Genomic DNA, 22,549 nt, shown 5'->3' on the forward strand with positions numbered 1-22,549 from the left:
AGGAGCGAAGTATGGAACAGACTTTTGGGACTGTCGCGGTGGTGGGGCTGGGCTATGTCGGGCTTCCTCTGGCGGTCGAATTCGGCAAGCGCTTGCCGACCATCGGCTTCGATATCTGCCAGCACAGCATCGATCAATTACGCGATGCTATAGATCCGGCCGGGGAGCTTGACGAGGAGCAGATGCAGCAGGCGAACTTGCTCACTTATACGAGCGATCCAGCGGCGCTGCGTGGCGCGGACATTATCATCGTCGCGGTCCCCACGCCTGTGGATGCGGCGAATCAACCGGACTTGTCACCCTTGATACGGGCCAGCGATACGGTTGGCCGGCATATGAAAGCCGGGGCATTGGTCATCTACGAGTCGACCGTCTACCCGGGTGCGACCGAGGAGCGCTGTATTCCCGCCTTGCAGCAGGCTTCGGGGCTGGTGTGGAAAGAGGACTTCACGGTCGGCTACTCGCCTGAACGCATCAATCCCGGGGACCGTACTCACACGCTTTGCGACATTGTCAAAGTCGTGTCCGGCGACAGTCCGCAGAGCTTGCAGACCGTGGCCGCGTTGTACGAGTTGATTGTCCGCCCAGGCGTGCACCGGGCTCCTTCGATCAAGGTGGCTGAAGCGGCCAAGGTTATCGAGAATACCCAGCGCGACCTGAACATCGCCCTGATGAATGAGTTGTCGCTGATCTTCTCGGAACTGAAGATCGACACCCGCCAGGTGCTGGAAGCGGCGAACACCAAGTGGAACTTCCTGGATTTCAAGCCGGGGCTGGTTGGCGGTCATTGCATTGGCGTCGATCCCTATTACCTCACCTACAAGGCCGAGTCCCATGGTTACCATCCCCAAGTGATCCTTGCCGGGCGGCGGATCAACGATGGCATGGGCAAGTGGATCGTCGAGAAAACCATCAAGCTGCTGATCGCCGCCAACCGTGTGGTGAAGGGCTCGACGATCAATGTGCTGGGGATCACGTTCAAGGAAAACTGCGCGGATGTACGCAATTCGAAGGTTCACGACATCATCGTCGAATTGCGAGCCTATGGCGTCAACGTCCATGTGCATGACCCACTGGCCGACGCAGCGACGGTCATGCGTGAGTACGACTGCGCATTGAGCAGTTGGGAGCAGTTGCCCGCAGGCGATGCGATGATCGTGGCTGTGCCGCATGAGGTCTATCGACGCACCTCACTGCAGCAAATGCGCACCAAGTTATTGCCCGGGGCCTGTGTGATCGATGTCAAGGCTGTCCTGGATCGAGAGTCCTACGAGGCTGAGGGTTATCATTTCTGGCGCCTGTAAGCCGGTGGGACAACCGCAGGCATGACCAACCCGCAGGCCGCCGCAGCACTGACGGCCTGCTGGCGACTCACTGAGCCGAGTTTGCGTCGGGCATTGAGCAGGTGGAAGTCGATGGTGCGCTCGGAACAGGTCAGGATGTGGCTGATTTCCCAGGTGGTCTTACCGACGCTGGCCCAATACAGGCAGTCCATTTCCTTGGGCGTCAGGTCCTGGCGGGGTTGGGCGGGCCCCTGCAGTTGATGGCGCATCCCGGCGAGCAGGTAGGGGATGAGCATGAACAACTGGTAGACGGCGGGGTTGGAAAACCCTTCCTGTTCGGTGATCTGGGTGTCGTCGAAAGCCACGCTCAGTGTTCCTCTGAGCAGTTCGTAGCGCAGCGGGATGCTCAGGCCGCTGCGCAGGCCGTGTTGCTCGCGTTGCTGCCAGAAGTGCCGGGAGCGTCCACGGGCGCGCCTGCGTTCGCTGTCCCAGAAAAAAGGCACCAGCTCGCGTCGACAGTGCCGCAGTATCGGGTCGATCTCGATCAGCCCGTCACCGCGATAGTGTTCCAGCCAGCGTTTGGGAAAGGTGGTGATCAGGCCGGCGAGGGGGTCGGTATCCCGGCGTGCTACCGGTCCCAGGCTGATGAGGTAGCTGCCGAAGCCGAGCTGGCGCAAAACTTTGTTGACCAGGCGCTCCCAATCGCAACGGTTGGCATCTTTGGCCAGACTCATGAAGGCGGTCAGCGGTGCGGTTCGCCCGGCCTGGGTCCGGTCGCAGACGGGGGAGTTGAGTTTGTCCATAAACGAGTCGCTCTTGTTATCGCGGGAATGAAACAGCCGGAGCACGGAAAAGAAGGGGCGTGTGCCCCTCCTGGCGAATCACTGGTGCACGTGACACCGGATGAAACTGCGGAACAGTTCCAGGCCGTTTTCAGTCAGGATGCTTTCAGGGTGAAACTGCACCCCCTCCACCGGTAGGTGCTGATGCCGCACGCCCATCACATAGCCGTCATCGGTGGACCTTGAGGTAATCTCCAGGCAATCGGGTAACTGCTGGTCGCTGATCATCAACGAGTGATAACGGGTAGCCTGTATGGCGCGGGCTTGCGTATGGTCATAGACACCCTTGCCATCGTTCTCGATCTTGCTCACCTTGCCGTGCATCACGTGCGGGGCCCGGCAAACCTGGGCACCGAAGGCCAGGCCGATGGCCTGATGACCCAGGCAAACGCCCAGCAGCGGCAAACGCCCCTGAAAGTGCCGGATCACTTCGATGTAGCCAACGTCGGCCGGATGCCCAGGGCCGGGGCCCAGTACACAGAAATCCGGCGAGAAAGCTTCGATACGCTGGATCAGGTCGGGCACGTCGTGACGTTCGACGCGGGTTTCCAACCCCAGTTGTTCCAGGTATTGGCTGATGATAAAGACGAAGCTGTCGTAGGCGTCGATCAGGAAGACTTTCACAGTGCGATCTCCTTGCCGGTCACTGCCCGGTATACAGAACCCATCTTGTACAACGTCTCTTTCCACTCCAGCTCGGGAACGGAATCGGCGACCACCCCGGCGGATGCGCGCAAGTGGTAGGTACCCTCGTCGAAGACCGTCGAGCGAATGCACAGGGCGGTATTGACGCTGCCATCGAAACCCACCAGGCCCAGGGCGCCGGCGTAGATACCCCGGCGATTGCTCTCCATCCCCTCGATCAACTCCATTGCCCTGACCTTGGGTGCGCCGGACATGGTCCCGGCGGGGAACGAAGCCTTGATCACGTCGTAGGCATCCAGGCCTGGGCGCAGCAGGCCGCGAACGTTCGACACCATGTGATAGAGGTGCGAGTACTCCTCCACCAGCATGAACTCGTCGACTTCCAGCGAGCCGGCCTGGCAGACGCGACCGATATCATTGCGACACAGATCGATGAGCATCAGGTGCTCGGCGCGTTCTTTCTCTGAACGGGTCAGCTCCAGGACCAGCTGAGTCGGATCGACGCCAGGTTTCTTGCCGACGGTGCCGGCAATCGGGCGCATCTCTATCAAGTCGTCCTTGATCCTGACGAATAGCTCAGGACTGGCCCCGATCAGGTCGATACCGCCCACATGGGCCAGGTACATGTAAGGAGAGGGGTTGCGAAGACGCAGGTTCTGGTACACATCGAATGGCGAAACCTGCGAGCGAATCCGAATCTCATGGCCAAGCTGGATCTGATAGACGTCGCCAGCGCGGATGTGCTCCATGGCCACTTCGACACGTTCGAAAAATTGTTCCGGAGTGACCGTGCGGGCTTCCTCGAATGTCTCAGGATACGGTGGCAGCTCCGCTGCCTCGCCCGCCACAGGCGTGGTCAGGAAGGGGTAATCCTCCACCGTCCGGGGTGCCCATAGCGGGTGGTTGTTGATCAGGGTCTCGACAATGCCGTTGCTGTGGAAATAAACCAGTGTCTGATAGACCGACAGAGCGATGAGCGGATAGTCGTAGGTCTGTTCGGCCAGATCGGGAAGCCGCTCGATCAGGCGCACGCAGTCGTAGGAGAAATAACCGAAGAACGCCAGGCTGGAAGGGGCATTGGGCGCGGGCTGGAACGTAGCCTGGATCGCCCGGAGCAGGTTCCATGCGGCCTCGCTGTCCGGCAGATGGATCTTGTACGCGTGGTCTATCTGCACGTCTGCTTCGCGCAGGCAGGCGGACAAATGTTCACAAAGCGCAGGACAGCCGCGCAGCTGTGCCTGGCCCTCATCGATACACACTTCGAAAAGGGGCTCGAGCCCAATGATTGTCGCCTTGCGATCACGGCTTGGACCGGACAGTGATTCAAGAATGAAGACAGACTCGCGACCCAGTTGTTCCAAGGCATTTGCATATATGCCAAGTGCATCTGTAGATCGACGTTCTTCGCGGCGAAGAACATTGACGTCAATTAAATGTTTATTCATGGTTAATACCATTTTTTAGGTGCAACGATTCAGGCACTCCATTAAGAGAGCGCCACGGGAATATAAAGTGCGCGAACACTTTAAATGGGTGCTGACGGATATCCTGAATAGTCGGGGCGAACGCTTTTTATGTCGCGCGCAATACAAGGCTTGCAACGGATTGCGGCCAGGCAATGTGCAGGACACAAGGCGCGAGCGCCTTCGATTTCATGGGTAAAAGATCAGGACGTTGCTGGCAAGCAGCAGACAGGCTCCGGTCTTCGCTGAATTAGCGACGCCAGATATTGCTTTTGAAGATGGCCAGAATGGCCCGGGAACAGCTGTCGGGATAGCTGTGGGAGGAACTGATAGCAGAAAGGTGATAGTACATTTTAGACATCCCAGTCTTGGCTAGGCACTGCGGGAATGATCGGCAGTGCGGCGAAATTACCAGTGCGCCCCAGGGCTGTCAACAGTTGGGCGGATATTAATCTTTCATTCTTTCTTAGTGTCAATGATCAGCTGATCTATCCCGCGCATATGTAATCGCGCGTGCCCTTAACAAGAAACTCGTGCGCGCACAACTGCGGAATAGCGCAGCTGGGTATTTGTAACTTCTGTCACTAACGTAGCGGCCGTTGAGTTCCAGTAACCCATCAAACCTGAGCGGCTGAAATGAAAGAGCATTTAGACACATTCAAGAAGCGGTACGATCCGATTCATCATGCCTATTGGACCGATGTCCTGAGCGACACCGCGCTGGCTGCATGGCACCAAGAACAGTTGCGGGAAGTGATCGGCCACGTGAAGCGTTCTTCGCCGTTCTATGCCAGGCACCTCGCCCAGGTCGACGAGCGTTCGCTGACCTTGGATGACCTCGTCACCTTGCCATTCACGACCAAGGATGACTTGCGCGAAGCCGGGTTCGATATTCTGTCCGGCCCGTTGGAAGACAGCATCTTCTATTACGAGACCACAGGCACCACTGGGCCTGCCACGCCATGCCCGCGGGACCGCAAGGAAAGCTACGCGAGCAATCGTCAACTGGCGATGGCCTATCAGGCGGTGATCGAAAAGCACTTTCCAGGTGAGAAGACCGTAGTCGGCATCATGGGGCCCACCGAGGTCCACTCCTTCGGCGACACCCTGGGCGATGTCTGCACTCAGCTCGACGTGTGCAATGCCAAGATTTGGCCGCACTCGCCGGTGATCGGCTGGCCCAAGGCGCTGCAACTGCTCAAGGACCTGCGGATCGGGGTACTCGCTTCCGCACCGGGGCTGTTGCTGGCCATGGCCAAGGAAGCCGAGCGCCAGGGCTTCAACCCGCGCGAGGACTTCGCCCTGCGAGCTTTCATGATGAGTGGAGAGCTGTGCACTCCGGCGTTGAAGAACAACCTCTACAGCCTGTGGGGTGCGCAAGCCTACAACAGTCTGTATGGCTCCCAGGAAGCGATGATCATCGCGGCGTGCAACGCCAACGACCAACTGGTACCTCATCGTCTCAACTACATCATCGAAGTGCTTGATCCCAAAACCGGCGAGAGCCTGGGCGGTACCGGCGATGGTGAGTTGTGCGTAACCATGCTGATTCCCGGTAGCAAGCCGTTGATCCGCTACCGCACGGGCGACCTGGTCTCGATCCAGTCGCGTCCGGGCTATCCCCAATCGATGCGCCAGACCGTCAAGGTCGTCGGTCGAGTGAAGGATGCCGTGCAACTGAACGATCGTGCTTTTTCGGCCGCGCAGATCGAGCAGGCGCTGCTTGAAGGCGTGGAACAGTGCCTTGGCTATCAGATCGTCCTCAGCCGCGCCAATGAGCGCGATACCGTCATCGCCAAGCTGGAGATGTCGCGCTTCTTCGATGGCGATCGCGCACGCCTGGTGCTGCTGATCAAGGAGCGCCTGCGCGAACGGCTGGGCGTCGAAGCCACGGTCATGGTGGTGGGCGATCTTGCCGAACACGTGAACCTTGGCAGTTGGTTCAGCTGGAAAGAAGCCCGCATCGTCGATCAACGCGAAGGCCAGTGAGGTCACCGATGAGCTTGTCTGTTCGCGTGATCGACAGCGCCAGTGATCTGTTCGAGTCCGTCAGGCAACTGCGCAGTCGCTACCTGGGGACCAACCCGGCGAAGGAGGATGACTTCGATCGAAGGGAGCAGCTGCGCGACGCCATGTCCTACCACCTGGTTTATCTGGACAACGACGAAGTGGTTGGGACGCTGCGCGTCACACCGCTGGGCCATGGCCTGAGTTTCGTCGAGCGGGCCGTCAATGTGCACGCCTATTTCCAGCAGTCGACGGACGCCTTCGATGCCAATCGGCTGGTGCTGGACGAGCGCTACCGCGGCGGGCGGCACCTGCGCATGTTTCTCCTGCAGGCGGCGATCTGGCTGAAAGCCAACACCCACCTGCGATTCATCTCGGCACTGTGTCGCGGCCAACTGGCTGCGCTGTATGTCGGCCTGGGCGGGCGCGTGCTGGAGGAAGACGTGACCTGGACCGGGGAACAGGTCGAGCGGCGCTACAGCCTCGTGTACCTGGAACTCGAAAGTGTTTACCACAATGTTAAAGGAGCCAATTGAAATGCAAGCATTCTTCAAGGAACTCGACGCTATCGTCGATGCGGGCTGGGCCCAGATCAAGCGGGGCGCCTACTGGAAATTCAGTCTGGACAACCCTACACCGCCAGCCCTCTACCAGCAGCTCATGTTGCAGGTGTACCACTACACCCGCTACAACTCGGTCAACCAGGCGGCTTGCGCCTACAGTGCCGACCCGGAAGAAACGACGTTGCTGCGCTTCGTCTACAAGCACGCCCTGGAAGAGCTGGGCCACGAGCGCATGGTGCTGCGCGACCTCGAGTCGGTCGGGCTGCTGCCGCAGGACATGCCGGCACCCCTGGCGCCAACCCAGGCGCTGATCGCCTTTCTCAATGATGTGGCTATCCGCAAGGGGCCGATCGCACGGCTGGGCTACAGCTATTGGGCCGAAGACGTCTACGAGCACATCCAGCCGATCCTGGACCGGTTCCGCACTGACCTGGGCTTGAAGGACGAACAGATGACGTTCTTCGTCGCCCATTCGACCATCGATGAGAAGCACGCCGAAGAAGTGCGCACGGCCATGCAGCGTGCGGTGAAGACCGAGCAAGATCGTCGCCAGATCAAGGAAGTGGCACGCGTCACGTTGTGGCTGACCGGGCAGTTGATGGAGGAAGCGTTGCGAGCCTATCTGGCTGGCGAAGAAGGGCTGCGAGAGGCCTCCTGAATCATGAATCTGACCATCATTGTTGGCTCTAGCCGACCTTGTGGTGTCAGTGCACGGGTGGTGGCGCTGGTGCGCCGCCACTTGGGCGAGGAGGTCGAGGTCGATGCCATCTGGCTCAAGGACTACCGGATCGATTATTGCGATGCCGACAACGCCTGCTCAGACCAGGACTGCGAGTTGCAGGACGACGTCGGGCAGTTGGTGGCGCGGCTGGATCGCGCCGATGCGGTGCTCTATCTCCCCGTCATGCACGCCTACGGCACCAACAGTCGTTTCCAGGCGTTTCTGGAGCGAGTCGGCTATGGCTTCCTGCGTCCACGCCAACGTCCCCTGCGCGACAAGCTCGCGGCGATTGCGGTGGTCGGTCGGCGCTATGGGCACACGGCTGTTTTCTCCCAGGTCGCGCTGAACGTACTGCTCAACAAGATGATTCTCGTCGGCTCGGGATTCCCGCCGTGCTTCCAGACACAGCTGGCCCACGATCCAGAAGCGGAACAGGCCTTGTGCGAGACGCTGGACCGGCTCTGTGAGCACTACCGTCGACTTCATCCAACGGAGGTTGCCACAAGCAAGCCGGAAAGAATCCTGCGGCCCATTCAATTTCAGAAGGGATAACTGTCATGCCATTGAAAGATTCATTGCTGGCGCTGCTGGTCGCGTTGCTCTGGGGCGCCCAGGTTACCGCCGTGAAGATGGGGGGCGCCGAGCTGCCGCCTATCCTCATGGTCGCCATGCGCTACGCGATCATGGCGCTGTTTCTCCTGCCCTTGCTCAAGCGGGTCAAGCGTGAGCAGTTCGGGGCCGTGGCCGTGATCGCCACGATCACCGGCACTTTGCATTTTGGTTTGCTGTATTGCGGTATCGCCCGGGTAGACGCCTCTACCTCGGCAATCATCTATCAGTTGACGGCCCCGTTTACCCTGATTCTGGCGTTCGCGTTATTGGGTGAAGTCCTGAAAATGCGCGTACTGGCGGGCATTGTGCTGGCGTTCGCCGGCGTCCTGGTACTGCTGGTCAAACCGTCGGCGAGCGGGACCTTCGTCGGCATGCTCCTGGTGGCGCTCGCGGCCTTGGCATTCGCTGTCGGATCGGTGTTGACCAAGCGTCTTGGGCCGCTGGACCCGCTGGCCTTGAGTGCCTGGACCGCTGTCATCGCCGCACCGCAACTGTTGCTGTGGTCCTTCATCCAGGAAGGCGGACAATGGGCAAGCATCCATACGGCCAGCGCTCAGGCGTGGTGGGCAGTGCTGTACACAGCGCTCAGTGGTGGTCTGCTGGGGTTCGGTCTGTGGTTCTGGTTGCTTGGACGCAACTCGATGCAGCAGCTGAGTCCGTATTTGCTTCTGGTGCCAATGTTTGCGATCGCCGTCAGCCAGATCATGCTCGCCGAAGGCATTAGCCAGCGCCTGCTGATCGGGGCCGTGTTGACGTTGTCCGGCGTGGCGCTCTGCCAACTACGGCTGCCCGCAAAACTCTTTCTCAAGGGCGCTAGCAAAGGGCAAGGAGTGGCGGATGAACAGCGTTGATCGACTGTTGCTTGGCAGCTTGCGCCTGGTCCAGCGCTGGCGGTTCGGTTTGAGGCTGCGCTGGCACACCAGTGGGCAAGGGCGCTTGGCCTACCTGCAAGGCACTGCGCCTCAGAAGGGGCCGACACTGGTCATCCTTCATGGCTTGGGCGCCAGCAAGGACCAGTGGGGGCCCGCGATGCTGGGCATGGCGCGCCATTACCCTTGTGTTTTCGTCGATTTACCAGGGCATGGTCAATCCTTGTACGAGTCGCGTGCAGGCTTCGGACCGCAGGCCTTGCTGCCAGCGCTGGAGGGCTTGTTGGAAACGGTAGGCGAGGGGCCCTTCGTGCTGGTCGGCAGCTCTTTAGGCGGTTGCGTGGCCGGGCTGTATGCCGCGAAGTACCCGCAGCGTGTCAGTCATCTGGTCTTGCTGGCACCGGCTGGCCTCGGTCCGACGGTGTTAGGGCCGGCATTACAAGCCAGCCTGCAAGGGCAAGGAACCGTCTTCGGCTACCGTACGGTCGAGGAGATGAAGCGCTTCTGGAGCCTGGTGTTCAAGCGGCCTCCCCAGGTGCGAGGACGCCTGGCGCAGGCCATGGCAGCCAGCGGTAAATCGAGGTTTGCTGCCGTGCAGCGGGCCATCGAGGATTTTCGCCGCGAAGGCCTGGACGTCCTTCTCGAACGGCTTCCGCAGATCGCTTCGAAGACGCTGGTGATCTGGGGGCGACATGACCAAGTGTTCCTGCCCGTCGCCCTGGAGAACCTGCTCCAACAACTGCCCGATGCCCGTGGTCAGGTCATCGAGGACTGCGGGCATGTGCCCTACCTTGAACGGGGTGCCGAGGTGGTCGCGGCCATCACAGGGTTCCTATCAACCTCCCGTGCCGGGGGGGATCGACCATGCTAGAAGTGATTGCCAGCACCCGCAGCGAGATGTCCCCGGCCTTGTTCAAGGCACTGGCGCGCTATCGGTATGAAGTGTTCGTCAAGGGCCTCGGCTGGGCATTGCCCTGCGCCGAGGGCTTTGAGGTGGATGACTTTGATCGGCCGGATACGGTGTATGTCCTGGCCCGCGACAGTAGGCAGGAAATCGTCGGATGCGCGCGGTTGATTCCTACCGATCGTCCCTTTCTGTTGGGGGAGGTGTTTCCCCAGTTGATGGGCGACACGCCGTTACCGTCCTCAAGTTCCGTCTGGGAGTTGTCGCGGTTCGCCAGCCGACGTCCACTGTCGCGACGCGCCCAGGTCATGCGGGCCTGGCACGACACCACATGGCTGATGAGCAAGGTTATCGGCGTCGCGCAGACCCTCGGCGCACGGCGGTTGATCGCATTCAGTGCGCCGGGAAACGAGCGCCTGCTCAGGCGCATGGGGGTCAGCACTCACAGGATTGCGGGGCCGCAGATGGTCAATGAGTTTCCCGTGGTGCCTTTCTGGATCAATGTAGCGGGTTATCGTCACCGTACAGTTGCAGAGAAGACTCAACGCGAGTGCCAGCCCAACTGAGCTGAAATCTGTTGCGTAGCTTCCATCAGTTGCTTGACGTAGTCCTGCTTCAACTCTTCCCGGAAGCGAAAACACGGGAATGAAACGCTCATGCCGCCGATCACGTGACCGAAACGGTCGCGAATCGGCGCCGCCAGGCAGCGCATGTTGTCTTCGAATTCTTCATGGTCTTCGGCATAGCCTTGTCGGCGAACGGTTTCCAATTCTTCCAGATAGGCTTGGACGCTGGTCAGTGTGTTGGCCGTGCGGCGCTCGAAGCTTTCTTCCTTGAGGTGCGCGAGCAACTCATCTTCTTCAAGCCAGGCCATCAGCACCTTGCCGATGCCGGTGCAATACAGCGGCGCTCGCCGACCGATACGCGAGTACATGCGCAGGTTGTACTTGGAGTCGATCTTGTGCACGTAGACGATGCTGCCTTCGTCAAGAATCCCCAGGTGAACCGTCTCGCCCGTCAGCTCGTTGATCCGCCGCATGCCTGGCTCCGCCTCCCGGACGATATCCAGGTGGGGCAGGGCCTGGGCGCCCAGTTCAAATAACCGGACGCTGAGACGATAGCGATCCTCGGCATCCTGCACCACATACCCCCGCGCCTTGAGCGACTGCAAAAAGCGATAAACCGTGGCCTTGGACATGTCCAGTTTGGTGGCGATTTCCGAGACACCGCTTTCTTCCGGATGCTCGGCCAGGGCCTCGAGAACGGCCATGGTCCGGCCCACCGCCGATACCAGCTCGTTGTTTGGGATGACGCTGTGGTCCATGAAGGCTCCAACGTGAAAAGTAAAACCCAAGGATATACGCAAGCAGAACAAAACGCTGTTTCATTTTTGCTTGACGAGCCGGGAAATCTGATTAGACTCGGGCCTTGAAAGAAAATGAAACGCCGTTTTAAAAACATAAAAAAGGCGCGTTGATTATGGATGTAACGCTTGACCATGGCCCGCAGACCCGCTCTGCCCGCCCGCTGAAGGTGGCGTTGGTGGGGGAGTGCATGATCGAGATGCGCGGTGAACCGGGCGCCGCGATCACCCAGACCTTCGGCGGCGATACGCTCAATACGGCGGTGTACCTGGCGCGATCGAGCGGCCGTGACGCAGTGGCCGTGGACTACGTGACAGCCGTGGGGGGCGATGGGTTCAGCGTGGCCATGCGCCGATCCTGGCGAAACGAGGGAGTCACGGACATCCATGTACGGGTGATCGAAGATGCGCTGCCGGGGCTGTATTTCATCCAGACCGATCCACACGGCGAGCGACGTTTCCTCTACTGGCGCGGGGAAGCGGCGGCGCGGCGGATGTTCGACGGGCCTGAGGCCGACGCCATGTTGGCTGCGCTGGCCGAGTACGACTACATCTATCTGAGCGGTATCAGCCTGGCGATCCTCAGCGGCGAAGGCCGTGAGCGCCTGATGCAGGCCTTGCATCTGGCCAGGCAAGGCGGCACGCGCATCGTCTTCGACAACAACTACCGCCCCCATCTTTGGCCTGATCCTGACGCGGCTCGGCAGGCCTACCGTGAACTATTGCGCCTGACCGACCTGGCCTTGGTCACCTGGGAAGATGACGCCATCCTGTTCGGCTACCGCGATACCGATGCCTTGTTCAGTGCTTATGCGCAGAAGGGAATCGGCGAAGTAGCCCTCAAGCGCGGTGCCGATTCCTGCTTGATCCAATGCCCGGCTGGCCGTTTCGACGTGCCTGCCCAGCACGTTGCCCATGTCATCGATACCACCGCCGCTGGCGATTCGTTCAGCGCCGCTTACCTGGCCTGTCGCCTGCAGGGCGGCGATCCGGAGCAGGCCGCTCGCTGGGGCCATTGCCTGGCTGCCCAGGTTGTCCAGTACCGAGGTGCACTGATTCCCCTAGCGGCCATGCCGAATATGGGAACGCTCTCATTTCCTTCTGTTGCACAGGTTTGACCTTATGAAAATTCTTGAAGCGCGCGTCATCGTTACCTGTCCGGGTCGCAACCTGGTCACCCTGAAGATTGTCACCGATGAGGGCATTTACGGCATTGGCGATGCGACGCTCAATGGCCGCGAACTGGCGGTGGTCGCGTACCTGGAAGAACACGTCCTTCCCGCGTTGATCGGCCGCGATGCCCACCGCATCGAGGACATCTGGCAGTACCTCTATCGCGGCGCGTATTGGCGTCGTGGCCCGGTAACCATGACCGCCATCGCCGCCGTCGATGTCGCACTTTGGGACATCAAGGCCAAGGCGGCGAACATGCCGCTGTATCAATTGCTCGGTGGCAAGAGCCGTGAGCGGGTGATGGTCTACGGGCACGCCACTGGCAAGGACATCGAAGGCTGCCTGGAAGAAGTCGCTCGCCATGTCGAGTTGGGCTACAAAGCCGTGCGCGTGCAATGCGGCATACCGGGTATCGCCACCACCTACGGCGTCGCAAAGCGCAGCGGTGAACGCTATGAGCCGGCCGACAGTGACCTGCCCGCCGAACACGTCTGGGACACTGCCAAATACCTCAACCACGTCCCCAAGCTGTTTGCCGCCGTACGCGAGCGCTTTGGCGACGACTTGCATATCCTCCATGACGTGCACCATCGCCTGACCCCCATCGAAGCGGGGCGCCTGGGCAAGGCCGTGGAGCCATACAACCTGTTCTGGCTCGAAGACTGTACGCCGGCCGAAAACCAGCAGAGCTTTCGCCTGATCCGCCAGCACACCACCACACCGTTGGCCGTTGGCGAGGTGTTCAACTCCATCCATGACTGCCGCGAGTTGATCCAGGAGCAGTTGATTGACTACATCCGCACGACGCTGGTGCATGCCGGCGGCATCACCCATGTGCGGCGCATTGCCGATTTTGCCGCGTTGTTCCAGGTGCGTACCGGTTTTCACGGCGCCACCGACTTGTCACCGGTGTGCATGGGCGCGGCCCTGCACTTCGATACCTGGGTGCCCAATTTCGGCATCCAGGAACACATGCCTCATGAAGAGCGCATCGATGAGGTCTTTCCCCATGCCTATCGCTTCGAGGACGGCCATTTCACGCCCGGCGATGCGCCGGGGCATGGCGTCGACATTGATGAAGACCTCGCCCGCCAGTACCCCTACAAGCGAGCCAGCCTGCCGGTCAACCGTCTAGAAGACGGCACGCTCTGGCATTGGTGAAGCGTTTCCAACACATCAAGCGGCGGGGCGCACGTCCCCGTCAGGAGTGACCCGATGAAAGCGTTCCAGGTTAGAGCACCCTTCGAGTTCGGGCTGGCCCAGGTCGACCGACCCCAGGTCGCCTATGGCGAGGTCCAGGTCGATGTGGCTTACGCCGGCATCTGTGGCTCGGACATGCACATCATTCATGGGCAGAACGCATTTGTGCGTTTCCCCCGAGTCACCGGCCATGAGTTTTCCGGGGTGATCCGGCAAGTCGGCGAAGGCGTCGAACACCTGCAGGTGGGCGACCGGGTGTGCGTCGATCCGGTGATCAGTTGCGGCACCTGTTATCCCTGCCGCATTGGCCGACCGAATGTCTGCACGCGGCTGCAAGTGATCGGCGTGCATCGCGACGGTGGTTTCAGTGAGCAGGTCTGTGTCCCTGCGCAGAATGCCCACCGCTTGCCCGACTCAATGTCCCTCAGCCACGGAGCCCTGGTGGAGCCTTACTCCATTGCCCTGAATGTGCTCGATCGCATGCAGCCCCATCCGGGCGACAGCGTGCTGATCTATGGGGCCGGTGTTATCGGCCTGACCCTGGTACAGATGGCCCGGGCGCTAGGGCTGACCGACATCACCGTGACCGATGTCATCGACAGTCGCCTGGAGACGGCCCGGGCGCTGGGTGCGAGCCGGACCCTCAACGGTCAGCAAGTCGATGTCGAAAGCACAATGCGGGAACTCACCCAGGGTGAAGGCGTGCCGTTGATTGTCGATGCCGCCTGCATCCCGGCGCTGATGCCGCAGATGGTGCGCCTGGCCTCGCCGGCCGGACGCATCGGCTTGCTGGGTTTCAATGCCACGCCCAGTGATCTGGTGCAGTTGGAGATGATCAAGAAGGAACTGACCCTGGTGGGCTCGCGGCTCAACAACCGCAAGTTCCCCAAGGTGATCGAACTGATCGCCAGCGGCAAGCTGCAGGTCCAGGACCTGATCAGCCATCGCGTCACTTTCGACGAGATGCCCGGTGCAATCGACCTGATCGAAAAACACCCCGAGCAAACCCGAAAAGTACTGGTGGAGCTGACGAACGCCCAGCACTGAGCCGTCTGTACCACCGATTTCATCGTGCCTGTTATGGGCATCCTCACCGAATAAACACAACAAGCGGGAGGTTCCACCATGTTTGGTCAAGGACGTAGCTTAATCATCATCATGCTGTTCCTGGCGGGGGTCATCAACTACCTCGACCGCTCGGCGTTGTCTGTGGCAGCCCCTTTTATCCAGAAGGACTACGGTCTGAGTACGGGTGAAATGGGCATGATCTTCAGCAGTTTTTTCGTCGGCTATGCCGCCTTCAATTTCATCGGTGGCTGGGCCGCTGATCGATACGGCGCCAAGACCACGCTGCTGCTGGCCATGGTCTTGTGGTCGTTGTTCAGCGGCCTGACCGTGCTGACGGTGGGCTTCGCCTCGCTGGTGCTCATCCGGATTCTGTTCGGCATGGGTGAAGGACCGTTGAGCGTCACCACCAGTAAGATGGTGAACAACTGGTACACCCCCAAGCGCAGGGCGCGGGCGATTGGCACGTCGATGTCCGGCACACCGTTGGGTGGGGCAATTTCCGGTCCTGTGGTGGGTTTTATCGCCGTCACCTACGGCTGGAAAATGTCGTTCATTATCATCATGGTGATCGGCCTGGTCTGGGCGGCGGTGTGGTTCAAGTTCGTCAAGGAAAGGCCAGAAGGCGAGGGCGCCGAGGAGATTCTTCGGGCCGAGGGGCAAAGCGAGCTGGCGGCACAACCGGTGTTCCCGCTGCGGTACTACCTCAAGCAACCGACGGTGCTGTTCACATCCTTGGCGTTCTTTTCCTATAACTACACGTTGTTTTTCTTCCTGACCTGGTTCCCCAGCTACCTGACCATGGCCCACGGGCTGAACGTCAAGGACATGAGTATCGCCACGGTCATTCCCTGGGTTTTGGGTTTCCTCGGCCTGGCCTTGGGCGGTTTCATTTCCGACTTCGTGTTCAAGAAAACCGGAAAGATGATGTTCTCGCGCAAAGTGGTGCTGGTGACGTGCCTGTTGGCCTGCGCCGCCTGTATCGCTTGTGCCGGGATGGTCAAGACCCTGTATCCGGCGGTCATCCTCGTCGCTTTGGCGGTGTTCTTCCTTTACCTCACCGGCGCCATTTACTGGGCGATCATCCAGGACACCGTACCGGCGGCGCGAGTGGGTGGCGTCAGTGGCTTCATGCACTTTCTGGCGAACACCTCGGGCATTGTCGGCCCGACCTTGACCGGCTTCCTGGTGCAGTTCACCGGTTCGTTCACCAGTGCGTTCCTGCTGGCGGGGTTGTTGACTGTGATCGGTGCCCTATGTGTGGCGCGCTATGTAAAACCCCTGGCGCTGGCCAATACCGGTGACTCGCCTGCACAAGGCTCACAACCGGTTTCGGCCCTGAGCCATCCCTGAACAGAAGGAGTGTATTGATGCCTGTTGTGAAGCGAGTGCCCTCCACCGGCGCTGCAGCGCAGATCGGTATCGTCCATTTGGGCTTGGGCGCGTTCCATCGCGCCCACCAGGCGGTCTACCTGCAGCGCCATCTCAATCGTCATGGTGAAAGTGACTGGGGGCTGTGCAGCGCCAACCTGCGCTCCAATCGCACCTTGGTCGATCAATTGCGCGAGCAGGATGGTCGCTACCATGTGGCCGAGTACCGCGACCGCGAGCAGGTAACGTTGCGCGAGATCGCGGTCTTGCGTCAGGCCTTGTATGTGGGCGAGGGCGGCCACGACCTGGAACTGCTGTTGCAGCGCATGGCTGCGCCGCAGACGAAGATCGTCACCCTCACCGTCACCGAAAAAGGCTATTGCCTGAGCCCGTCCTCGGGGCAACTGCGCAGCGAAGATCCGCTGATTGCCCATGACATCGCTCATCCACAAGCGCCGCGCTCGGCCCCCGGTATTGTCCTTGAGGCCCTGCGCCGTCGCCGCGCCGCCGGCATCCCGGCATTCACCGTGTTGTGCTGTGACAACATGCCCGATAACGGTCAACGCACCCGCCAGGCGGTCAGCGCGTTGGCGGCGAGGCAGGATGAGGCGCTGGCGCAGTGGGTCGACCAACAGGTGGCGTTTCCCAGCTGCATGGTCGACCGCATTGTGCCCGCGATGGACGGCGAGTCCTTTCGGCGGCTGGAGCAGATGGATTGTCACGATGCGGCGGCAGTGGTCTGTGAAAGCTTCAGCCAGTGGGTGATCGAGGATCACTTTCCCCTCGGTCGCCCGGATTGGGAAGTCGAGGGCGTACAAATGGTGGAGGACGTGCGCCCGTTCGAGACGATGAAACTGCGCATGCTCAATGGCAGTCACTCGTTGCTGGCCTATGTGGGGTTGCTGGCTGGCCATGAGTCGGTGTTCGACGCCGTCAGTGACGCGAATCTGGCACGGCTCTTCGAGCGTTACATGGCTGAGGAAGCGGCGCCCACCCTGGACATGCCGGCGGGCATCGATCTTTCGCTGTATGCCCGCGATCTGAAGGCGCGCTTTGCCAATGACAGCCTGCAACATCGCCTGCGCCAGATCGCCATGGACGGTTCGCAGAAACTGCCGCAACGCTGGTTGCTCGGTGCCCGGCACTTGCTCGATCAAGGGCGAGGTATCGACTGTACCGCGCTGGGCATCGCGGCATGGATTCACTACTGCACGCAACCGTTGCCGGGTCATCCGATGCACGTGGTTGACGACCCTTTGAGTGCGACTTTTGCCGATCTGGCGGGGCGCTTCGACGGCGCATCGTTGGTGGAGGCCTTTCTCGATTTGGACGAAGTCTTCCCGGCCGCGTTGTCGGAGCGTCCGGCGTTTCGTGAGGCTGTGCAACGTGCTTATGGCGCCCTGATTCGCGACGGTATCGGCAGCTTTTTGCAGACCTTTGCCGCACCCAACTAACAAAAAGGAGAACAACATGGAACAGACATGGCGTTGGTTTGGCCCCAAAGACCCGATCTCCCTGGCGGACGTTCGCCAAACCGGTGCGACCGGTATCGTCACCGCGTTGCATGAAATCCCCAACGGCCAGGTGTGGCCGGTGGACGCCATCGCGGCGCGTAAAGCGATGATCGAAGCGGCTGGTTTGAGCTGGTCGGTGGTGGAAAGCATTCCGGTGCACGAGGACATCAAGCGTGGCTGCGGGCGGCGTGACGAGTACATCGCCAACTACCAGCAAAGTGTGCGCAACCTGGCGAGCTGCGGCATCGATATCGTGTGCTACAACTTCATGCCGGTATTGGACTGGACGCGTACTGACCTGACCTATGCGCTGGCGGATGGTGGCTGGGCGCTGCGTTTCGATCAAACCGCATTTGCTGCCTTTGACTTGTTCATCCTCCAGCGTCCGGGGGCGCAGGCTGAATACAGCGCCGAGGACATCCAGCAGGCCAAGGCCTACTTCGAGCAACTGACGCCGGCCCAGAGCGAGACCTTGGTCAACACCTTGATCGCCGGCCTGCCCGGTGCCGAGGAGCACTACAGCCTGGAAAACTTCCGGGCCTTGCTGCGCACCTACGCCGATATCGACGAGGCCAAGTTGCGTGAACACCTGGGGTATTTCTTGCGCGCGGTGATCCCGGTGGCAGAGGAAGTGGGTGTGCGCATGGCGATCCACCCGGACGATCCACCCCGGGCGCTGCTCGGCCTGCCACGCATTCTGTCCACCGCCGAAGACGCCCAATGGTTGCTGGACGCCGCCCCGAGCCCGGCCAATGGCCTGACGTTCTGCACCGGCTCCTATGGCGTGCGCGAAGACAACGACCTGGTGGCGATGGCCAAGCAGTTTGCGCCGTTCATCTACTTCACCCACCTGCGCTCAACCCGCCGGGAAGCGGATCCGCGCAGCTTCCACGAAGCCCATCACCTGGATGGCGACGTCGACATGGTCGGGGTCATCAGTGCCTTGGTGGCCGAAGAGCGCAGGCGTGAGCGCGAAGGCGGCCCGCGCTTGCCGCTGCGTCCGGATCATGGGCATCAATTGCTCGACGATCAGCACCGCAAAAGCAACCCCGGCTACTCGCTGATCGGTCGCCTCAAGGGCCTGGCGGAAATCCGCGGTGTGGAATTGGCCGTGCGGCAACAGCTGAGCTAGCCAGGACACACGGCCCCTGTGGGAGATTCATGTTCACCCCAAATCCCCTGTGGGAGCGAGCTTGCTCGCGATAGCGGCGGTTCGGTTTGCAGGGATGTTGACTTTGCCGCCTCCATCGCGAGCAACGCCCTCGCCACAGGCTCATAAACTGCAGGGCTAGTCGCTCAGTTCTTCCGGCCCCAGCGCTTGCAGCCAACGGTTCTCCGAGCGGCTCAAGTGCTGGCGCATGGAGGTCTGAGCACCGAGCACATCTTTGCTGGCGACGGCGCGCAGGATCGCCTCATGCTCGATGACGGCGGCTTCCCAGGTCAATGCGTTCTCGGAATGCTTGCTCAGGTGCGCCGAAATAGGGTTGTGTCGTTCATCAAACAGCGCGGTGATGATCCGGACCAGGGCAGAGTTACCGCTCATTTTGGCCAGGCGCTGATGAAACCTGCGGTCGTCCTCCAGAGGGGGCTGGCCGTTGGCGATGCTGGCGCGCATGGCGTCGATACATTCCTGCAGATAGCGGTAGTCGCTTTTTTTGCCATGCAAACAGGCCAGGATCACCGACTCACCTTCGATCAGGGCGCGCGCCTGCATCAGTTCCGAGGGGCTTTCGCCCAAGGTTTCGCTCTGGTTTTTCCCGTCCATGGGTCGGGTGCGCACGTACACGCCCGAGCCCATCTTGATTTCAATTTCGCCCTCGATTTCCAGGGCGATGAGCGCCTCGCGCAGCGAAGGCCGGGAAACCCCCAGCAGTTGGGTCAAATCGCGCTCGGGAGGAAGCCTGGAGCCTGCCTTGAAGTCCCCTTGGACGATGTAGTTTCGCAGTTGGTCAGCGATTTTCTGGTACGGCTTTCGCTCGGCGGCGTTGATCGGTGAGACCATGGCAACGGTGTCCATCGGATAGTCTGCGAAGGCTACCATAGGCGCTTGATGCTGTTCATTCATGTGGGAGCGATGGTGCGGCAATCACATCACCGCGCCAATCTGCCAAGGCACAAACTCATTGTCGCCCAAGCCATTTTCCTCACTGCAGGTGCGGCGTCCGGAAGCGGTATCGAGCATCAATTGGAACAACCGTTCACCGGCCTCGGCCACCGACTCCAGGCCATCGACAATGCCTCCGGCGTTGAAATCCATGTCCAGCTCCATGCGTTGGAACAGGCGGGTGTTGGTGGCGATTTTCAAGGATGGTGTGGGCTTGCACCCGTAGGTCGAACCGCGGCCCGTGGTGAAGCAGATTAGGTTCGCGCCTCCCGCCACCTGGCCGGTCGCAGACACCGGGTCGTAGCCGGGCGTGTCCATGAACACCAGGCCTCGGGCATCCACCGTTTCAGCGTATTGGTAGACACCCATCAACCCACTGGCGCCTGCTTTCGCCACCGCACCGAGGGATTTCTCCAGGATGGTGGTGATGCCGCCGGCCTTGTTGCCAGGCGAGGGGTTGTTGTTCATGTCACCGTCGTTGTGGCGCACGTAGGCTTCCCACCAATGGATCCGCTGCATCAATTTTGCCGAGATGTCAGCGGATGCCGCGCGGGCCGTCAGCAGGTGTTCGGCGCCATAAATTTCCGGTGTTTCCGAAAGAATGGCGGTGCCGCCATTTCGCACCAGCAGGTCTACAGCGGCGCCGAGTGCTGGATTGGCGCTGATGCCTGAATAACCATCCGAACCGCCACATTGCAAGCCGACACTCAGGTGGCTGGCCGCAACGACGGTGCGCTGGAGGTCGTTGATGATTGGCAGCATCTGTTCGATATGGGCGATGCCCCGTTGCACGGTTTCACGAGTACCGCCGGCGTCCTGGATGATCAGGCTGGCCTTGAGCGGCGCTGGGCGATCGCCGAGCTCTTCCATCAGCGGGACGAGCTGGTTGACTTCGCAACCCAGGCCGATCAACACGATTCCGGCGAAATTGGGATGATCGGCATACCCGCGTAAGGTGCGTTTGAGAATATCGATGCCTTCGCCTTTGGCCCCCATGCCGCAGCCACTGCCGTGGGTAATCGCCACGACGCCATCAACGTTGGGGAAGTCTTTCAGGCGCTCGGCAGAGAAGGCGTTGGCGATGTGTTTGCACACGGTTGCCGAGCAGTTGACGCTGGAAATAACCCCGATGTAGTTGCGGGTACCAACGCGCCCATCATCGCGCACGAAACCCTCGAACGTCGCCGGCTCACCGCTGAGCACGGTAGGTATATAAACGTTCTGCACGCTCTGTTCGGCACTGGTCGTGGGCATGTCCAGGTTGTGCACGTGGACATGATCGCCGGGCTCGATGCCCTGGGTCGCCTGGCCGATGGTCTGGCCATATTTGAGCACCCGTTGGCCAGCCAGCACCCTGCGCAGGGCGATCTTGTGCCCGGACGGAATCGGCTGTCGGGCGACCAGCGCGATGCCGTCGGCGTTCAACTGTTGGCCCGTGGCAATATCGCCACGGGCCACAGCGACATCGTCACCAGGGGTCAACACAAGCAGAGAAGACGGCAGGTTCATGGTACGTCCTCCTCTAGCACTCGATGATTGCTTTGACGACACCCTGCTTGGGGTCGAGCAAGGTGCTGAACGAATGGGCGACGTCGCTGAGTGTCAGTCGATGGGTGTTCAGGGCGGCGTCCGGGATCAATCCGTTGCGCAAGCATTCTTCCACGTGGCGGAAGTCTTCCTGGGTGGCGTTGCGGCTCCCCATCAACGTGGCTTCACGCTTGTGAAATTCGGGGTCGGAGAAGGTGATGGAGTCCCGCACCACTGAAATCATCACATAGGTGCCGCCGTGGGCGATGAACTCGAACCCGCGCTCCATGGCCCGGGCATTACCGGTGGCATCGAACACCACGTCGAAAAAATCACCCTCAGTCAGTTCCGCCAGGGCCTGCTTGTCGCCTTCGCCGATTTGCACGGCGGCATGGATATTGAGATGTTGCCGACAGAACGACAGACGATCCTCACGGGTATCCAGGACAGTGACCTGCGCCCCGCGCAGGCTGGCGAAGATCGCCGCCGCCATGCCGATCGGCCCGGTGCCGACCACCAGCGCGCGTTTACCCGCCTGGACATTTGAGCGCCGTACAGCATGAGCGCCGATGGACAGGAATTCGATCATCGCCGCCTGATCAAGGGAAACCCCCACGGCCTTGTGCACGAATTGGTGGGGAACGCTCAGGTACTCAGTGAAAGCCCCGTCGCAATGCACACCCAGCACTTGAATGCGGGTGCAGCAGTTGGTCTTGCCCTGGCGGCAGGCGATGCAGGTTCCGCAGGAAAGGTAGGGCATCACGTAGACAACATCACCGATGGCGAGGTCGCTGGCGCTGTCCGTCTCTTCTACCAGTCCGGAAAACTCGTGGCCCATGACACGCGGATATTCGAGGTAGGGCTGGTTGCCGGTGAAGATATGCAGGTCAGTGCCGCAGACCCCGACGCGCTTGACCCGGATGAGGATCTCTCCTGGTTTCCTGAGCGGTTTTTCGCGCTCGATGGCGGTTAACGAGCCAGGTTCGTTACAGATGACGGTCAACATGTCGATGCTCCTTGACTGGCGCGCAGACAACGGGTGCCTGCACGCGCAGGAGGGTTGCGAGCAGCCGGGTGCCGCGCCCGGAGCTCTTTTTTTGTTATAGGCGGGTCGTAACCCACTCGGTCGATCTTCGCCCAAAACCTACACGCCGGGGAAAATATTGGCAAGACCAATTTGTTATTTTATAAATTGGACTGACCAAAGTGAAATTTAAGGAGGTGTCTCACGCTTCTCTATTAACATCGCCAGGCCGATGGGAAAAAAGGCAACTGTGGGCCGGAAAACGTTTCGGGGCGCAATGGCGGGTGGATTGCTATGGG

At 60.5% G+C, this 22,549-nt stretch carries 21 protein-coding genes; 14 read left to right on the forward strand and 7 right to left on the reverse strand.

Annotated elements, in window-relative coordinates; all coding sequences use genetic code 11:
• The first annotated feature begins 11 nt into the window (after window positions 1-11).
• Complete coding sequence (locus J9870_RS12180) at window positions 12-1,304, forward strand: nucleotide sugar dehydrogenase (protein WP_210644324.1); 1,293 nt, start codon at window positions 12-14, stop codon at window positions 1,302-1,304.
• On the opposite strand, the gene J9870_RS12185 is transcribed toward J9870_RS12180, so the two are convergent.
• The 3 genes from J9870_RS12185 to J9870_RS12195 all read right to left on the reverse strand — a co-directional run bounded on the left by J9870_RS12185 (window position 1,286) and on the right by J9870_RS12195 (window position 4,215).
• Window positions 1,286-2,086, reverse strand: a complete 801-nt coding sequence (locus J9870_RS12185) for a LuxR family transcriptional regulator (protein WP_210644326.1) — start codon at window positions 2,084-2,086, stop codon at window positions 1,286-1,288. The genes J9870_RS12180 and J9870_RS12185 overlap by 19 nt on opposite strands.
• A gap of 78 nt (window positions 2,087-2,164) precedes the next feature.
• Complete coding sequence (locus J9870_RS12190) at window positions 2,165-2,749, reverse strand: aminodeoxychorismate/anthranilate synthase component II (RefSeq protein ID WP_210644328.1); 585 nt, start codon at window positions 2,747-2,749, stop codon at window positions 2,165-2,167.
• Entirely contained in the window at window positions 2,746-4,215 is a 1,470-nt protein-coding gene (locus J9870_RS12195) for an anthranilate synthase component I family protein (RefSeq protein ID WP_210644329.1), read from the reverse strand. The genes J9870_RS12190 and J9870_RS12195 overlap by 4 nt, the downstream gene beginning before the upstream one ends.
• Before the next feature lie 654 nt (window positions 4,216-4,869).
• Here J9870_RS12195 and J9870_RS12200 point away from each other — a divergent pair.
• From J9870_RS12200 to J9870_RS12230, 7 genes are read left to right on the forward strand one after another with little or no spacing between them, the layout of a single operon-like run.
• The gene (locus tag J9870_RS12200; protein WP_210644331.1) at window positions 4,870-6,222 is read left to right on the forward strand and encodes a phenylacetate--CoA ligase family protein; all 1,353 of its coding nucleotides are present in this window, start codon (window positions 4,870-4,872) and stop codon (window positions 6,220-6,222) included.
• Window positions 6,223-6,230: 8 nt separating this feature from the next.
• Window positions 6,231-6,776, forward strand: coding sequence for an acetyltransferase (locus J9870_RS12205; RefSeq protein WP_210644333.1), 546 nt, complete (start codon window positions 6,231-6,233; stop codon window positions 6,774-6,776).
• 1 nt (window position 6,777) lies between these two features.
• Window positions 6,778-7,461 (forward strand): iron-containing redox enzyme family protein, encoded by a 684-nt coding sequence (locus tag J9870_RS12210; protein WP_210644335.1) that lies wholly within the window; start codon window positions 6,778-6,780, stop codon window positions 7,459-7,461.
• A 3-nt stretch (window positions 7,462-7,464) separates the two neighbouring features.
• Window positions 7,465-8,076: a flavodoxin family protein gene (locus J9870_RS12215; protein ID WP_210644337.1), complete on the forward strand. Its 612-nt coding sequence runs from the start codon at window positions 7,465-7,467 to the stop codon at window positions 8,074-8,076.
• A 5-nt stretch (window positions 8,077-8,081) separates the two neighbouring features.
• A complete protein-coding gene (locus J9870_RS12220; RefSeq protein ID WP_210644339.1) occupies window positions 8,082-8,987 on the forward strand; it encodes a DMT family transporter in 906 nt (301 codons plus the stop codon).
• Entirely contained in the window at window positions 8,974-9,876 is a 903-nt protein-coding gene (locus J9870_RS12225; protein ID WP_210644341.1) for an alpha/beta fold hydrolase, read from the forward strand. The genes J9870_RS12220 and J9870_RS12225 overlap by 14 nt, the downstream gene beginning before the upstream one ends.
• Window positions 9,870-10,475 carry an acyl-homoserine-lactone synthase gene (locus J9870_RS12230; RefSeq protein WP_210644343.1) on the forward strand — a complete coding sequence of 202 codons (606 nt, stop codon included), beginning with the start codon at window positions 9,870-9,872 and terminating at the stop codon, window positions 10,473-10,475. The genes J9870_RS12225 and J9870_RS12230 overlap by 7 nt, the downstream gene beginning before the upstream one ends.
• Here J9870_RS12230 and kdgR read toward each other — a convergent pair.
• Complete coding sequence (gene kdgR / locus J9870_RS12235) at window positions 10,451-11,233, reverse strand: DNA-binding transcriptional regulator KdgR (RefSeq protein ID WP_210644345.1); 783 nt, start codon at window positions 11,231-11,233, stop codon at window positions 10,451-10,453. The genes J9870_RS12230 and kdgR overlap by 25 nt on opposite strands.
• Window positions 11,234-11,388: 155 nt before the next feature.
• On the opposite strand from kdgR, the gene J9870_RS12240 reads away from it, so the two are divergent.
• The 6 genes from J9870_RS12240 (at window position 11,389) to uxuA (ending at window position 18,727) form a co-directional block, all read left to right on the forward strand.
• Window positions 11,389-12,390 (forward strand): sugar kinase, encoded by a 1,002-nt coding sequence (locus J9870_RS12240; protein WP_210644347.1) that lies wholly within the window; start codon window positions 11,389-11,391, stop codon window positions 12,388-12,390.
• Between the two features lie 4 nt (window positions 12,391-12,394).
• The gene (manD, locus tag J9870_RS12245; RefSeq protein ID WP_210644349.1) at window positions 12,395-13,606 is read left to right on the forward strand and encodes a D-mannonate dehydratase ManD; all 1,212 of its coding nucleotides are present in this window, start codon (window positions 12,395-12,397) and stop codon (window positions 13,604-13,606) included.
• A gap of 54 nt (window positions 13,607-13,660) precedes the next feature.
• A complete protein-coding gene (locus J9870_RS12250) occupies window positions 13,661-14,692 on the forward strand; it encodes a Zn-dependent oxidoreductase (RefSeq protein ID WP_210644350.1) in 1,032 nt (343 codons plus the stop codon).
• A 78-nt stretch (window positions 14,693-14,770) separates the two neighbouring features.
• On the forward strand, window positions 14,771-16,063 hold the full coding sequence (locus J9870_RS12255; RefSeq protein WP_210644352.1) for an MFS transporter: 1,293 nt from the start codon (window positions 14,771-14,773) through the stop codon (window positions 16,061-16,063).
• 17 nt (window positions 16,064-16,080) lie between these two features.
• Window positions 16,081-17,535, forward strand: a complete 1,455-nt coding sequence (locus J9870_RS12260) for a mannitol dehydrogenase family protein (protein ID WP_210644354.1) — start codon at window positions 16,081-16,083, stop codon at window positions 17,533-17,535.
• A 16-nt stretch (window positions 17,536-17,551) separates the two neighbouring features.
• Complete coding sequence (gene uxuA, locus J9870_RS12265; RefSeq protein ID WP_210644356.1) at window positions 17,552-18,727, forward strand: mannonate dehydratase; 1,176 nt, start codon at window positions 17,552-17,554, stop codon at window positions 18,725-18,727.
• A gap of 156 nt (window positions 18,728-18,883) precedes the next feature.
• Here the strand turns inward: uxuA and J9870_RS12270 are convergent, their stop codons facing one another.
• The 3 genes from J9870_RS12270 to J9870_RS12280 form a co-directional block, all read right to left on the reverse strand.
• Window positions 18,884-19,597: a FadR/GntR family transcriptional regulator gene (locus J9870_RS12270; RefSeq protein WP_210645227.1), complete on the reverse strand. Its 714-nt coding sequence runs from the start codon at window positions 19,595-19,597 to the stop codon at window positions 18,884-18,886.
• An 84-nt stretch (window positions 19,598-19,681) separates the two neighbouring features.
• Window positions 19,682-21,208: an altronate dehydratase family protein gene (locus J9870_RS12275; RefSeq protein ID WP_210644358.1), complete on the reverse strand. Its 1,527-nt coding sequence runs from the start codon at window positions 21,206-21,208 to the stop codon at window positions 19,682-19,684.
• Between the two features lie 13 nt (window positions 21,209-21,221).
• Window positions 21,222-22,232: a zinc-binding alcohol dehydrogenase family protein gene (locus J9870_RS12280; protein ID WP_210644359.1), complete on the reverse strand. Its 1,011-nt coding sequence runs from the start codon at window positions 22,230-22,232 to the stop codon at window positions 21,222-21,224.
• Between the last annotated feature and the right edge of the window lie 317 nt (window positions 22,233-22,549).

Origin of the sequence: Pseudomonas sp. Tri1, assembly GCF_017968885.1 — a bacterium.
Lineage (GTDB): Bacteria > Pseudomonadota > Gammaproteobacteria > Pseudomonadales > Pseudomonadaceae > Aquipseudomonas.